We start from the raw sequence: 13,162 nt of genomic DNA on the forward strand, positions 1-13,162 counted from the left end.
AGGTAGCAGTGGAGGATCGAAATCGTGCCATTCGTCAGCATCGGCGGCATCACGCTGCATCACTGCTACAGGCCGGCAGCTGGCAATGCGCGCCCGATCGTGTTCATCAATTCGCTGGGCACCGACTTTCGGATCTGGGACGAAATTGTCTCGGCGCTTGATGGTGAAATGCCTCTGCTCGTCTACGACAAGCGCGGTCATGGGCTCTCCGATATTGGCGGTGTCAACTCGATCGACGATCATGTCGACGATCTCTGCGGCCTCATCGACCATCTCGGTCTTGGCAAGGTCGTGCTGTGCGGCCTGTCGGTGGGCGGGCTCATCGCGCAAGGGTTTTATGCGCGGCGCCCCGAAGGTGTCGAAGGCCTTATCCTGTCGGACACGGCGCACAAGATCGGCACGGCGGACAGCTGGAACGCGCGCATTGCAACAGTCGAAAGCAAGGGCATCCAGGAGATTGCCGACGGGGTACTCAAAATGTGGTTCACCCCCGCCTTCCACACGGCGCGTTCGGCCGAGCTTGACGGCTATTGGAACATGCTGACCAGGCAGGCGCCCGCCGGCTATGCCGGGACCTGCGCTGCCATTCGCGACGCGGATTTCACCGAGGCCGCGCGCCGCATCGCGGTGTCGACGCTGTGCATCGTCGGCGACCAGGACGGCTCGACGCCGCCCGAGCTTGTGCGCTCGCTGGCCGATCTCATCCCCGGCGCGCGCTTCGAGGTGATCCGCGACGCCGGGCATATCCCTTGCGTCGAGCAGCCTGAGGCGCTGACCGTGTTGATCCGCGACTTTGTCGCTTCGCTTGCCGATGGAAAGCAAACTCATGGATGAAGTGTCGAAGAATACAAACGCATTCCGCACCGGACTGTCGGTCAGGCGTTCGGTGCTCGGCGATCCGCATGTCGATCGCGCCGAGGACGCCGCCACCGATTTCGACCGGCCGTTCCAGCACCTGATCACCGAGGCCGCCTGGGGAACCGTGTGGGCGCGGCCCGGTTGGAGTCATCGTGAGCGCTCGATCGTGACGCTGGCGCTGCTGGCGGCACTCGGCCATGATGAGGAGGTGGCCATGCATGTGCGCGCCACCGCCAACACCGGCGCCTCACGCGACGATATCTGCGAGGCGTTCCTGCATGTCGCGATCTATGCCGGCGTGCCGGCGGCAAACCGCGCCTTCAAGATCGCCAAGGAGGTGTTCTCGCAAATGGATGGAGGCAAGGGCGCCCATGCCTGAGCCCGGCTCGAACCGGATACCGGAGACCGGTGCCTTCTTCCCGCGCGACCGGACATGGCACCCGCCGGTGCTGACGCCGGACTACAAGACCTCCGTGCTGCGCTCGCCGCAGAAGGCGCTGCTGGCGTTCGACAACACGGCGTCGGAACTGACCGGCCCGGTGTTCGGCCACGCCATGCTCGGCGAACTCGACAACGATCTGATCCACAATTTCGCCGGGCCCGGCGAAAGCGCCATCGGCGAGCGCATCATCGTCTACGGAAGGGTGCTCGACGAGCGCGGCAAGGGCGTGCCGGGCGCGCTGCTCGAATTCTGGCAGGCCAATTCAGGCGGCCGCTACCGCCACAAGAAGGACGGCTATCTGGCGCCGCTCGATCCGAATTTCGGCGGCTGCGGCCGCACCATAACCGGCGAGGATGGGGGCTATGCTTTTCGCACCGTCAAGCCCGGGCCCTATCCCTGGCCGAACGGGTCCAATGACTGGCGGCCCTCGCACATCCATTTCTCGATTTTCGGCCACGCCTTTGCGCAGCGGCTGATCACGCAGATGTATTTCGAAGGCGATCCGCTGATCTGGCATTGCCCGATCGTGCGCGGCATTCGCGACAGAGCGGCAATCGACACGCTGATCGCCGCTTTGGACATGCAGGCGACCATTCCGATGGATGCGCGCGCCTACAAGTTCGACATCGTGCTGCGCGGACGGCGCGCCTCGCTGTTCGAGAACCGGCCGGAGGGCAATTGATGGCGCAGTCGCTTGACCGTCTCAAGGAAAGCCCTTCGCAGACCGCCGGCCCTTATGTGCATATCGGGTTGACGCCCAACTTCTGCGGCATCGGTGGGGTCTATCCGGCCGATCTCGGCGCTTCGATGGTCAACGACAAGACCCAAGGCGAGCGGATCGGGCTCGAGATCCGGGTGCTCGACGGCACCGGTACGCCGCTCAGGGATGCGCTGATCGAGATCTGGCAGGCCGATGCCAATGGGCTCTACAATTCGCCGGCCGAATTGCGCGGAGCAGCCGATCCGGATTTTTTGGGCTGGGGCCGCTGCCCGAGCGACATGGAAACGGGGCTATGCACCTTCCAGACGATCAAGCCAGGTCGTGTTCCGTTCCGCGACGGGCGGCTGATGGCGCCGCATGTCAGCCTGTGGATCGTGGCGCGCGGCATCAACATCGGCCTGCACACGCGGCTCTATTTTTCCGACGAGGCAAAGGCCAATGCCGAGGATCCGATCCTGGCCCGCATCGAGCATCGGGTGCGCGTGCCGACGCTGATCGCCGAACGCAAGGGCGACAGCTACATCTTCGATGTCCATCTGCAGGGTGAGAAGGAGACGGTCTTCTTCGACAGCTGACCGTGACCGCCGCATGACCTTATCGCCCTTCGACCATCCGCTGATGTCGGGCCTTCTCGGCGACGAGGAGGCGGCGAGGCATTTTTCCGTGGAAGCGGAAATCGCCGCGATGCTCACCTTCGAGCGTGCGCTGGCGGAGGCCCAGGCGGAAAGCGGCGTCATCCCTCACGAGGCCGAAGCCGCGATCGTTATGGCTCTGGCCTCATTCCGGCCCGACACGGCGAAGCTGCGCGCCGGCGTCGCCAGAGATGGCGTCGCAGTTCCCGAGTTGGTGCGGCAGATCAAGACCGCTGTTGGCGAACCGCATGGCCAGTGGGTTCATTTCGGGGCGACCAGCCAGGATGTCATCGACACCGCGTTGATGCTTCGGCTGAAACCCGTGGTCGAGCATCTTGGCCTGCTGTTGACCGAGAATATCGTGCGATTTGCTTCTCTCGAAGAGCAGTTCGGGAAAAAGGCCCTGATGGCGATGACCCGCATGCAGCCAGCAATCCCGATCCAGGTGTCAGACCGCGTCCGGCCGTGGCAGGCACCGCTGCAACGCCATCAATTGCGATTGACGGAACAGTCCGGGCGGCTGCTGGTGGTGCAGTTCGGCGGTGCGGCCGGCACGCTGGAGAAACTGGGCGACAAGGCCGAGCTTGTCCGCGCGGCACTGGCCGCCAGGCTCGGCCTCGCCGACGCGCCGCAGTGGCATAGCCAGCGTGATGCGCTCGCCGATTTCGCCGGCTGGCTGTCTCTGGTGACGGGCAGCATCGGCAAGTTCGGGCAGGACATGGCGCTGATGGCGCAGGCCGGTACCGACATCGCGCTTTCCGGCGGCGGCAGTTCGTCGGCTATGCCGCACAAGCAGAACCCGGTGAAGGCCGAGGCACTGGTGGCGCTGGCCCGCTTCAACGCCACCCAGCTTTCCGGCATGCATCAGGCGCTTGTGCACGAGCAGGAGCGGTCCGGCGCGGCGTGGACGCTGGAATGGCTGCTGTTGCCGCAGATGGTGGTGGCGACGGCCGCCGCTCTGCGGCTCGCCGCCGAACTCGCCGGGCAGATCGAAAGTCTCGGACACTGATGCGCACACAGGTTTTGATTGTCGGGTCGGGGCCGTCCGGCCTGTTGCTCGGCCAGCTTCTCGCCACCATCGGAATCGAGACGGTCATCCTCGAACGATCGAGCCGCGAGCATGTGCTCGGTCGTGTGCGGGCCGGCGTGCTCGAACAGGGCACGGTCGACCTGCTCGGCGAAGCGGGCGCTGCAGCCAGGCTGCATGCCGAAGGCCTGCCGCATTCCGGCATCTCGCTCGCCTTCGATGGGCGTCTGCACCGCATCGACCTCACGGCGCTCACCGGCGGCAAGCATGTCACCGTCTACGGCCAGACCGAGGTGACACATGATTTGATGGACAAGCGCGAGGCGGCGGGGCTTGTCACCGTCTACGAGGCGGCGAACGTCGCGCTTCACGACTTCGACGGCACACCGTTCGTCACCTACGACAACGATGGCGTCGGCCATCGCGTCGATTGCGACTTCATCGCCGGCTGCGACGGCTATCACGGCGTCAGCCGCAGGTCGGTGCCGGAAGGCGCGCTGAAAACGTTCGAGCGGATTTACCCGTTCGGCTGGCTGGGCGTGCTGGCTGAAGTGCCGCCGGCAGATCATGAGCTGATCTACGCCAATCACGAGCGGGGGTTTGCGCTCTGCTCGATGCGCTCGCCGCGCCGCAGCCGCTACTATGTGCAGGTCCCCGCCGACGAGCGCGTCGAGGCCTGGTCGGACGATCGCTTCTGGGAAGAGTTGCGACAGCGCCTGCCACCACAGACAGCCGCGGCCGTTACCACCGGACCATCCTTCGAGAAGTCTATCGCGCCGCTGCGATCCTTCGTCGCCGAGCCGATGCGCTTCGGCAGACTGTTCCTGGTCGGCGACGCCGCCCATATCGTGCCGCCCACCGGCGCCAAGGGTCTCAACCTCGCTGCCAGCGACGTGCGCTATCTCTTTGCCGGGCTTCGTGAATTCTATCGCGAGGGGTCGGAGGCAGCGCTCGACGCCTATTCAGCCAAGGCGCTTGCGCGGGTGTGGAAAGCGGTGCGCTTCTCCTGGTGGATGACGACGATGCTGCATCGCTTCCCGGAGACGGGCGAATTCGGCCAGCGCATCCAGGAAGCCGAGCTCGATTATCTCGTGAATTCGCAAGCGGCATCGACGGCGCTGGCGGAGAACTACGTTGGCCTGCCCTATTGATCGGATGCGTGATGTTATAATAGACAGCTTTACTCTTCACGATACGCGAACTTATTTATAGTCTTCTTCTGTCTTCTTAATTCTTATATAACTACTGTCTCGCCAAATTTCGTTCGTTTTGGTGTCAATATAAAATCTAGCTACAACATATTTGCTGGATAATCTAACAATTTCTCCGTCATCATTGATTTTGTCGTAGTGAAAATATTTGGATGATCTAATAGTTTTTCGAACAGCTGCGAGGTCGCATTTCCCGGTTGGGAATTTCTCTCTGAGAGACTTCTGAAAAGAGTAACCACCACCACTCAGATTCTCTTGTGACAAAATGTTGTCTATCGCCGATACGATGAACGCCATCTCATTTGCGCATCGGCCAGTTTCCACTTCGTCCGCCAACCCCGGCCTGATTGAGACTAGGCTCGCAAACACCGCGACCATTAGAGTGTCGACCGCGGCCCCGAAGGTTTCTGTCCTGCTTTTACCCACCAAGCCCCCCTGAACGTCGGTTGGGTTTAGCGCCTAACGGTTAGACTGGCGGCCAAACCACTGTGTCGCACTCCCTCAGAGCAGCAGGCAGAGTAGCGAGGATTTCAGACCAGCTCCAGCGCGATCGCAATTCCCTGACCGACGCCGATGCACATGGTGGCCAAAGCATAACGGCCGCCGCGTTCGCGAAGCTCGAGCGCCGCGGTGCCGGTGATGCGGGCGCCGGACATGCCGAGCGGATGGCCGAGCGCGATGGCGCCGCCATTCGGATTGACGTGCTCCGCGTCCTCGGCAATGCCGAGTTGGCGCAGCACTGCGATGCCCTGGGAGGCAAAAGCTTCGTTGAGTTCGATCACGTCGAATTGTTTTGGCGTCAGGCCCAGGCGGACGCAGAGTTTCTTCGTGGCCGGGGCAGGGCCGATGCCCATGATGCGCGGCGCGACACCGGCAGCGGCGCCGCCAAGGATACGGGCGACCGGCGTCAGGCCGTATTTCTTCGCAGCCGCTTCCGAAGCGATGATGAGGGCCGCCGCGCCGTCATTGACGCCGGACGCGTTGCCGGCGGTCACCGTGCCGCCTTGCCGGAACGGCGTCGGCAATTTGGCCAGCGCCTCGACCGTGGTGCCGGCGCGGGGATGCTCGTCCTTCGACACGATCACCGCATCGCCCTTGCGCTGCGGGATCGTTACCGGGGCGATCTCCTTCGCCAGCCGGCCATTGGCTTGAGCGGTGACCGCCTTGTCCTGGCTGCGCACGGCGAAAGCGTCCTGGTCGGCGCGCGAGACGGAAAAATCCTCGGCAACGTTCTCGCCGGTCTCCGGCATGGAATCGACGCCGTATTGCTTCTTCATCAGCGGGTTGACGAAGCGCCAGCCGATAGTGGTGTCATGGATCTCGGCGTTGCGCGAAAAGGCGGTTTCGGCCTTGGGCATGACGAAGGGCGCGCGGCTCATCGATTCGACACCGCCGGCAAGCATCAACTCGGCCTCACCGGATTTGATGGCGCGCGCGGCGATGGTGACGGCATCCATGCCCGAGCCGCAGAGACGGTTGACGGTCGAGCCTGGAATGTCCTGGGGCAGGCCGGCGAGCAGCAGCGCCATGCGCGCGACATTGCGGTTGTCCTCGCCAGCCTGATTGGCGCAGCCATAGACGACGTCGTCGATCGCCTGCCAGTCGACACCGGAATTGCGCTCGACCAGCGCCTTCAGCGGGATGGCGCCGAGATCATCGGCGCGCACCGAGGACAGCGCGCCGCCGAAGCGGCCGATCGGCGTGCGGATGTAGTCGCAGATAAAGGCCTCGGCCATCTATGCAGCTTTCTCTTTCGCGGTTCCCTCATGCGCGGCCTTGGTGCGGGCTTGCAGATCGCGCAATGTTTTCAGTTCGAGTTCCGTCGGTGCCGGCGTTTCGTCAAGCGCCTCGGCGAACTTTACGACCCAGCCACAGGTCGCCTGCACCTGTTCGCGGCTGACACCGGGATGCAAGGATACGACCGTGAATTCCTTGGTGACGGGGTTCGGCTTCCAGATGGCAAGGTCGGTGATCAGCAATGTCGGGCCTGCCGTATCGATGCCCAGACGCTTGCGGTGATCGCCGCCTTCGCCATGGCCGAAGGAGGTGAAGAAATCGATCTTCTCGACCATGCCGCGCTTGGTCTGCGCCATGGTGATGTAGACCTCCTTCGACGAGGTGGCGATCTCGGGCGCACCGCCGCCGCCGGGAAGCCGGGTCTTCGGGTGCGCATAATCGCCGATGACGGTGGTATTGATGTTGCCGAATTTGTCGAGCTGGGCCGCACCGAGGAAGCCGATCGAGATGCGGCCGCCCTGCAGCCAGTAGCGGAACATCTCCGGCACCGCGACGGTGGTGACCGCCGTTTCGCAGAGTTCGCCGTCTCCGATCGACAGCGGCAGCACGTCGGGCGCGGTGCCGATGGTGCCGCTCTCGTAGATCAGCGTGATGTCGGGCGCATGCGTCAGCCGCGCGACGTTGCAGGCGGCCGACGGCGCGCCGATGCCGACGAAGCAGACGTCGTCGTTCTTCAGCGCTCGGCTGGCGGCGATCGTCATCATCTCGTTGGGGGTGAAGCCCAGTTTTTGGTCCTCGCTCATGCCGCAGGCCTCAGATGTTCGACGCGCGCGGCGAAATCGCCGGCCGTGCTTTCGATGACGTTTGCCTGCATCCAGGCCTGGAAGCGGTCGCGGTCGGCGGCGATCTCGTCCCATTCGAGATAGGCGGCGTTGTCGCGCACATAGTAGCCATGCGCGTAGGAGGGATGCGAGCCGCCGGGCACGACCGAGATGGCGCTGATCGTCCAACTTGGCAGCACGGTCAGGTTGGGATGGAGATCGTCGAAACTGTCGACCACTTCCTCGACCGTCACCACGGCGCGCTTGGCCGCCAGCACGGCTTCCTTCTGGATGCCGATGATGCCTTCGACCAGCACATTGCCTTTACTATCGGCCTTCTGCGCATGGATGAAGCTGACGTCGGGCCGAATGGCCGGAACGGCGGCAAGCACCTCGCCGGTGAAGGGACAAGTGACCGAGCGGATGTTCGGGTTGACCGACGCCAAACCGGCGCCGCGATAGCCGCGGAACACTGCGCAGGGCAGGCCGGCCGCACCTGCTTCGTAGGCGTTGGCCATGCCGGCATGGCTATGCTCTTCAATCTCGATCGACCGGGGAAAGCCGTTCTCGATGGCGTCACGGGCGCGCCTGAGCAGGCCGACGCCGGGATTGCCGACATAGGAGAAGATGATCTTCCTCGCCATGCCCATGCCGATCATCTGGTCGTAGATCAGGTCGGGGGTCATGCGGATCAGCGTCAGGTCGCGAAATCCCTGGCGGATCGCCTCATGCGCAGCAGCCGTCGGGATCAGATGGGTAAAGCCTTCGAAGGCGACCGTGTCGCCATCATGCAGGTTCTCGGCCACGGCCTCTTTGAGGGGCAGGAACTTCACCATCGCGGCAACTCCGGACTTCAAAAAGTTCGTATTGCGAACACATGTTTGCTATGAGATACTTTTATGTCGGATGATCGCATTGAGTCAATCCCGACGCGGCAGTGTTTGCGGAGGCCACATGGACGAAGAAAGCGTTTCGCGTGACCATGTCGGCTCGCTCGAACGCGGGCTTGCGGTGATGGAAATCCTTGCTAGGCATCCCGCCGGCATGACGCTGACCGAAATGGCGGAGGAGGCGGGGCTGACCCGCGCCGGTGCTCGCCGCTTCCTGCTGACGCTGACCGCGACTGGCTATGCGACACAATCCGGCCGGTTGTTTTCGCTGTCGCCGCGGCTGCTGACCGTCGCCCGCACCTGGCTCGGCGGCGCGTCGCTGTGGACCTTCGCGGCACCCATCATGCGCGAGGTGGCGGGGCAGTTCGACGAGGCCTGCAACGCGGCGGTGCTGTCGGGCGAGGATGTGGTCTATGTCGCCCGCATTCCCGGCCGCCGCATCCTCAGCGTGTCGCTCGATGTCGGTACAAGGCTGCCGGCATATTGCACCTCGATGGGGCGCGTGCTGCTTTCCGGGCTGGGCATGGACGAACTGAAGTCCTTCCTTGCCGAAGCAAAGATCGAGCGGCGGACGCCGAAGACGATCACCAGTCGTGGCGCGTTGGGCAAAGCGATCGACGCTGCAAGGGCGGATGACTTCGCCATCGTCGATGAGGAACTGGAGCTCGGCCTGCGCTCGATCGCCGTGCCGATCTGCGACCGCACCGGGAAAACTGTGGCAGCGATCAATGTCTCGACCCAGTCGGCCCGTTTCTCCGTCGAGGCGATGGAGCGCGAGATCCTGCCCGCGCTGCTTCGTGCGAAACAGCGCATCGAGGAGTTCTTCTTCGTCTGACGAAAACCCGTATCGTTAGCGATTGACGAGGTGGCCAAAATCCAATATTGAACAGGATTATACAGGTTCACTGAACAGGTACCCATATGAAGCGGCGCGCGGTTCAACTGTCTCCCGGCACGGGCAAGCCCGAGCAGATCGCCACCGTTCTCGAACATGAAATCCGCTCCGGCGTGCTCGGTTTCGGTGATCGCCTGCAGAGCGAGAACGAGCTCGTCCAGCGCTTTTCCGTCAGCCGCAACACCGTCCGCAAAGGCCTCGAGGAGCTGTCCAGCCGCGGGCTGATCACCACCAGGGTCGGCATCGGCTCCTTCGTCACTTTCGACGGCAAGCCGGTCGACGATGCGATCGGCTGGTCGCGGGCGCTCGCCAATGCCGGCGCCAATGCCGAGACGCGAACACTGCGGCTGGAGGTGATCGAGGACGCCGATCTTGCGGCGCTGCTCGGTATTGAGAGCCCATTCTTCATCGCTGTCGACCGGGTGCGCACCAACGCCAGCGACGGCCATGCGATTTCGATCGAACGCAGCCGCCTGCCGCTGTCGCCCGAGCTGGAGGACGTGCCGCTGCGTGGCCTGCGCGAGGGTTCGCTGCACCAGACCCTGCGCGGCGCCGGTCTCATTCCCGACCATGGCGAGGAATGGGTCGGCATCGAAATGCTGAATGCCGAGGATGCGGCCATTCTCGGCTGCCCGCAAGGCACGCCCTTCCTGCGCGGTCGCAGGCTGACGCGCGCGGCCGATGACCGGCCGATCGAATATGTCACCAGCCTGCTCAACCCGGCACACTTCGCGCTGCATATGAGGTTCTGAGCGATGCCGGATGCAACCAACAAGGATATGCTCGATCGCGCCATGGGCGCGCTTGTTGGGGGAGCGTTGGGCGATGCGCTGGGCATGCCGACTCAGCTTTTGTCGCCGGCCCGTATTGCGGCGCTCTACGGCCATGTCGAGGATTTTGTTGCCCCCGTCGCCGATCATCCGGTGTCGAAGGGTTTGCTGGCAGGCACCATCACCGACGACACCGAGCAGGCGCTGCTGCTCGGCCGCATTCTCGTCGAATCCGGCGATCGCTTCGATCACACGCGCTGGGTCAATGCGCTGCTCGACTGGGAGCGCGACGTCAAGGCGCGTGGCAGCTACGATCTCTTGGGGCCGTCGACCAAGCGTGCCATCGACGCCATCAACAATGGTATGCCGGCGGAAGAGGCTGGGCGCGGCGGCGACACCAATGGCGCGGCCATGCGCATTGCGCCGGTCGGCATCATGATGCCGCTGGCGCCGCTCCACGCGCTGGCCGCCAAGGTGGCCGAAACCTGCCGGGCCACGCACAACACTTCGATAGCCATCGCCTCGGCCGCCGCTGTCGCCGCCGCCGTCAGCCGCGGCGTTGCCGGCGACGACTGGCGCGCCGCTTCCGATAGTGCCGTCGCGGCTGCCAGGCAGGGTGCCGCACTTGGGCATTGGGTGACAGGCGGCGACATCGCCGCGCGCATCGTGTGGGCCCAGGAGCTTGTGCGCGGCAGAACGGTGAAGGACGCCATCCGGCTGATCGTCGATCTGGTCGGCACCGGCGTCGCCAGCCAGGAATCGGTTCCGGCGGCCTTCGCCGTGCTCGAGGTCGCCGCAGGCGATCCGTGGCAGGCGGCCGTCATTAGCGCCAATCTCGGCGGCGACACCGACACGATCGGCGCCATAGCCGCCGGCATGGCCGGCGCCTGCACAGGTTTTTCCCGGCTGCCGCAACAGCACATCGCCAGGCTGGTCGGTATCGACGTCGCGCAGGTTCGTGCGCTGGCTACCGATCTTGTCGCGGCACGCGTGGCCAAGGCCGGCCCCGGCAAGGATGCGGCAGCATGAGCGGGCGTCTCGTCCATATTGGCAGCGCGGTTGTCGATTATGTCTACCGCATCGACGCCTTGCCGGCGCCGGGCGCGGAGAAAACCGCATCGGGCTTTGCCCAGGTCGCGGGCGGCGGTTTCAACATGATGGTCGCGGCCAGCCGCACCGGCATGACTGTCGTTTTCGGAGGCCAGCTCGGCAGCGGGCCGAATGGCGACTTTTTGCGCGCCGCCTTCGCCGCCGAAAGTATCGAAACGCTGACGCCGGCTTCACCCGTGATGGACAGCGGCAATTGCGTCGCCATGATCAGCAGCGACGCCGAACGCACCTTCGTGTCGTGGCCCGGCGCCGAGAGCGTGCTCAGCCTCGACATGATGGCGCCCGTGCAAGCCTCGGCAGGAGACTGGGTGTTCGCGTCCGGGTATACGCTGAGCTATTCCGGCAGCCGTGATGCGCTGGCCGACTGGATCGAGGCGCTGCCGGCAAACATACCCTTCGTCTTTGACCCGACCCCGGTCGTCGCAGACATTCCGCGTGCCGTTCTCGACCGGGTGCTTGCCCGCACCACCTGGCTGAGCTGCAACACGACGGAGGCGGCCGAGATCGCTGGCCTGGGTGATGTCGAAGCACTCGCCGCAAGGCTGCTTTCCAGCCATTGCCCGAAGGCCGAAGGCGTCGTCATCCGCGCCGGCGCGAAGGGTTGCTTCGTGCGGCTGGCCGACGGCAGCACGAAGACGGTTCCAGGCTTCAAGGTCGATGCAATCGACACCAATGGCGCCGGCGACACCCATATCGGCTCCTTTGTCAGCGCGCTGTCTCGCGGCGTGCCGGCTTTCGAAGCGGCGCGTTACGCCAATGCGGCGGCAGCACTTTCGGTCACCCGGCACGGGGGATCGTCGGCGCCGAACAACGAGGAGATCCAGGAATTCCTCAGCCATCACGATCGATCGTCGACCGCGCATGGCCGGAAGCAAGAGGCCTAAACAAGCCCCGCCAAGCGGGCAAACAATGAGAGGAACCAACATGCGCATGCCCAGACTGACTGCTTTGCTCACGGCGACCGCCGTCCTCACCTCCGCGCTCACGCTGGCCGCCAGCGCGGCCGAAGTGCACGTGCTCAACTGGAAGGGTTATGGCGCCGACGAGCCGTGGGCGATCGCCGCCTTCGAGAAGGCGACCGGCAACAAGGTCGTCAACGACTTCTTCAATTCCGAACAGGAAATGCTGACCAAGCTCCGGACCAATCCCGGCCTCTACGACGTCGTCATGATTAACGCTGCCTTCAACGACCAGGCGATGGCGGAAAAGCTGATCCAGCCGATCGACGTGTCGAAGCTCTCCAACTATGCCGACATCAGCCCGGACAAGGCGGGCTCGCCGATGCTCGATCATGACGGCAAGGTCTATGGCGTGCCGTGGGTGTGGGGCCTGACCGCTCTGGCCATCAACGAAAAGTCCTTCGACAAGCCGCCGACGAGCATCGCCGTTATGTGGGATGCCGCGCACAAGGGCCGTGTCGTCATTCGTGACGACGCCGTCGAAGCTGTCCAGTTCGGCGCCATCGCCACGGGACAGAACATCAACGACATCAAGGATATGGAAGCGGTCAAGGCGAAGCTGACCTCGCTCATGCCGCAGATCAAGACCTTCTGGAGTTCGGAGAACGACTGGAACCAGATGGTGGCTTCCAACCAGATTGACATCGGCACCTATTGGAGCGGCTCGGCCGACCGCGCCAAGACCCACTTCAAGCTGCCGGTCTCGCTGGTCATCCCGCAGGAGGGCGCTGTCGCCTGGCTCGATGCCTTTTCGATCCCGGTCGGTTCCAAGAATGTCCAGGGCGCCGAGGCCTTCATCAACTACATGATCGACCCGGCATTCTATGTCGAATGGGTCACCAAGGTCGGCGCGCCGGTGTCGGCTAACACCAAGGCGGTTGCCGCGCTTCCCGAGGATGCCTTCAACCGCAAGGTCATGGGCGACCCCGAGGTGGCGAAGCGCATCCAGTTCCAGGCGCCGATCACCGACGCGCAGCGCGAGGCCTATCTGGCGCTGTGGCAGCAGCTCAAGGTCGACGTGAAGTAACAGCCGACGTCAGAATCAGCCGGCGGTATTTGCCGGCTGGTTCTTCAATCCTGGGGAGGAGA

At 64.0% G+C, this 13,162-nt stretch carries 14 protein-coding genes; 11 read left to right on the plus strand and 3 right to left on the minus strand.

The features are described 5' to 3' along the window. Nucleotides 1–24 precede the first annotated feature (24 nt). From pcaD to pobA, 6 genes are read left to right on the plus strand one after another with little or no spacing between them, the layout of a single operon-like run. Entirely contained in the window at nucleotides 25–834 is an 810-nt protein-coding gene (gene pcaD, locus AC04SI_RS03060; protein WP_404282462.1) for a 3-oxoadipate enol-lactonase, read from the plus strand. Next, nucleotides 827–1,237, plus strand: a complete 411-nt coding sequence (gene pcaC / locus AC04SI_RS03065; RefSeq protein ID WP_404282460.1) for a 4-carboxymuconolactone decarboxylase — start codon at nucleotides 827–829, stop codon at nucleotides 1,235–1,237. The genes pcaD and pcaC overlap by 8 nt, the downstream gene beginning before the upstream one ends. Then, complete coding sequence (gene pcaH / locus AC04SI_RS03070; RefSeq protein WP_488473901.1) at nucleotides 1,230–1,982, plus strand: protocatechuate 3,4-dioxygenase subunit beta; 753 nt, start codon at nucleotides 1,230–1,232, stop codon at nucleotides 1,980–1,982. The genes pcaC and pcaH overlap by 8 nt, the downstream gene beginning before the upstream one ends. Beyond that, nucleotides 1,982–2,596 carry a protocatechuate 3,4-dioxygenase subunit alpha gene (gene pcaG, locus AC04SI_RS03075; protein WP_404282457.1) on the plus strand — a complete coding sequence of 205 codons (615 nt, stop codon included), beginning with the start codon at nucleotides 1,982–1,984 and terminating at the stop codon, nucleotides 2,594–2,596. Before pcaH ends, pcaG begins: the two co-directional genes overlap by 1 nt. A gap of 13 nt (nucleotides 2,597–2,609) precedes the next feature. Further along, a complete protein-coding gene (locus AC04SI_RS03080; protein ID WP_404282455.1) occupies nucleotides 2,610–3,662 on the plus strand; it encodes a 3-carboxy-cis,cis-muconate cycloisomerase in 1,053 nt (350 codons plus the stop codon). Continuing rightward, a complete protein-coding gene (gene pobA / locus AC04SI_RS03085; RefSeq protein ID WP_404282453.1) occupies nucleotides 3,662–4,831 on the plus strand; it encodes a 4-hydroxybenzoate 3-monooxygenase in 1,170 nt (389 codons plus the stop codon). Before AC04SI_RS03080 ends, pobA begins: the two co-directional genes overlap by 1 nt. 590 nt (nucleotides 4,832–5,421) lie before the next feature. On the opposite strand, the gene pcaF is transcribed toward pobA, so the two are convergent. From pcaF to AC04SI_RS03100, 3 genes are read right to left on the minus strand one after another with little or no spacing between them, the layout of a single operon-like run. Continuing rightward, nucleotides 5,422–6,627: a 3-oxoadipyl-CoA thiolase gene (gene pcaF / locus AC04SI_RS03090; RefSeq protein WP_404282451.1), complete on the minus strand. Its 1,206-nt coding sequence runs from the start codon at nucleotides 6,625–6,627 to the stop codon at nucleotides 5,422–5,424. Continuing rightward, nucleotides 6,628–7,431 carry a CoA-transferase subunit beta gene (locus AC04SI_RS03095; protein WP_404282449.1) on the minus strand — a complete coding sequence of 268 codons (804 nt, stop codon included), beginning with the start codon at nucleotides 7,429–7,431 and terminating at the stop codon, nucleotides 6,628–6,630. Continuing rightward, nucleotides 7,428–8,285 carry a CoA transferase subunit A gene (locus AC04SI_RS03100; RefSeq protein ID WP_488473902.1) on the minus strand — a complete coding sequence of 286 codons (858 nt, stop codon included), beginning with the start codon at nucleotides 8,283–8,285 and terminating at the stop codon, nucleotides 7,428–7,430. Before AC04SI_RS03100 ends, AC04SI_RS03095 begins: the two co-directional genes overlap by 4 nt. Before the next feature lie 118 nt (nucleotides 8,286–8,403). On the opposite strand from AC04SI_RS03100, the gene AC04SI_RS03105 reads away from it, so the two are divergent. From AC04SI_RS03105 to AC04SI_RS03125, 5 genes are all read left to right on the plus strand, one after another. Then, nucleotides 8,404–9,174: an IclR family transcriptional regulator domain-containing protein gene (locus AC04SI_RS03105; protein ID WP_404282446.1), complete on the plus strand. Its 771-nt coding sequence runs from the start codon at nucleotides 8,404–8,406 to the stop codon at nucleotides 9,172–9,174. Nucleotides 9,175–9,260: 86 nt separating this feature from the next. Next, complete coding sequence (locus AC04SI_RS03110; RefSeq protein WP_404282444.1) at nucleotides 9,261–9,986, plus strand: GntR family transcriptional regulator; 726 nt, start codon at nucleotides 9,261–9,263, stop codon at nucleotides 9,984–9,986. Nucleotides 9,987–9,989: 3 nt separating this feature from the next. Then, entirely contained in the window at nucleotides 9,990–11,033 is a 1,044-nt protein-coding gene (locus tag AC04SI_RS03115; RefSeq protein ID WP_404282443.1) for an ADP-ribosylglycohydrolase family protein, read from the plus strand. After that, nucleotides 11,030–11,998, plus strand: coding sequence for a PfkB family carbohydrate kinase (locus AC04SI_RS03120; protein WP_404282441.1), 969 nt, complete (start codon nucleotides 11,030–11,032; stop codon nucleotides 11,996–11,998). The genes AC04SI_RS03115 and AC04SI_RS03120 overlap by 4 nt, the downstream gene beginning before the upstream one ends. Nucleotides 11,999–12,038: 40 nt before the next feature. After that, nucleotides 12,039–13,100 carry an ABC transporter substrate-binding protein gene (locus AC04SI_RS03125; protein ID WP_404282440.1) on the plus strand — a complete coding sequence of 354 codons (1,062 nt, stop codon included), beginning with the start codon at nucleotides 12,039–12,041 and terminating at the stop codon, nucleotides 13,098–13,100. Nucleotides 13,101–13,162 lie beyond the last annotated feature (62 nt).

The sequence above is a fragment of the Mesorhizobium sp. CNPSo 4689 genome (genome assembly GCF_057784325.1).

Bases quoted from the DNA above. Each gene is read 5' to 3' on its own strand.
- pcaC (WP_404282460.1), top strand. From the start codon at position 827: ATGGATGAAGTGTCGAAGAATACAAACGCATTCCGCACCGGACTGTCG.
- pcaH (WP_488473901.1), top strand. From the start codon at position 1,230: ATGCCTGAGCCCGGCTCGAACCGGATACCGGAGACCGGTGCCTTCTTC.
- pcaG (WP_404282457.1), top strand. From the start codon at position 1,982: ATGGCGCAGTCGCTTGACCGTCTCAAGGAAAGCCCTTCGCAGACCGCC.
- AC04SI_RS03080 (WP_404282455.1), top strand. From the start codon at position 2,610: ATGACCTTATCGCCCTTCGACCATCCGCTGATGTCGGGCCTTCTCGGC.
- pobA (WP_404282453.1), top strand. From the start codon at position 3,662: ATGCGCACACAGGTTTTGATTGTCGGGTCGGGGCCGTCCGGCCTGTTG.
- pcaF (WP_404282451.1), bottom strand. From the start codon at position 6,627: ATGGCCGAGGCCTTTATCTGCGACTACATCCGCACGCCGATCGGCCGC.
- AC04SI_RS03095 (WP_404282449.1), bottom strand. From the start codon at position 7,431: ATGAGCGAGGACCAAAAACTGGGCTTCACCCCCAACGAGATGATGACG.
- AC04SI_RS03100 (WP_488473902.1), bottom strand. From the start codon at position 8,285: ATGGTGAAGTTCCTGCCCCTCAAAGAGGCCGTGGCCGAGAACCTGCAT.
- AC04SI_RS03105 (WP_404282446.1), top strand. From the start codon at position 8,404: ATGGACGAAGAAAGCGTTTCGCGTGACCATGTCGGCTCGCTCGAACGC.
- AC04SI_RS03110 (WP_404282444.1), top strand. From the start codon at position 9,261: ATGAAGCGGCGCGCGGTTCAACTGTCTCCCGGCACGGGCAAGCCCGAG.
- AC04SI_RS03115 (WP_404282443.1), top strand. From the start codon at position 9,990: ATGCCGGATGCAACCAACAAGGATATGCTCGATCGCGCCATGGGCGCG.
- AC04SI_RS03120 (WP_404282441.1), top strand. From the start codon at position 11,030: ATGAGCGGGCGTCTCGTCCATATTGGCAGCGCGGTTGTCGATTATGTC.
- AC04SI_RS03125 (WP_404282440.1), top strand. From the start codon at position 12,039: ATGCGCATGCCCAGACTGACTGCTTTGCTCACGGCGACCGCCGTCCTC.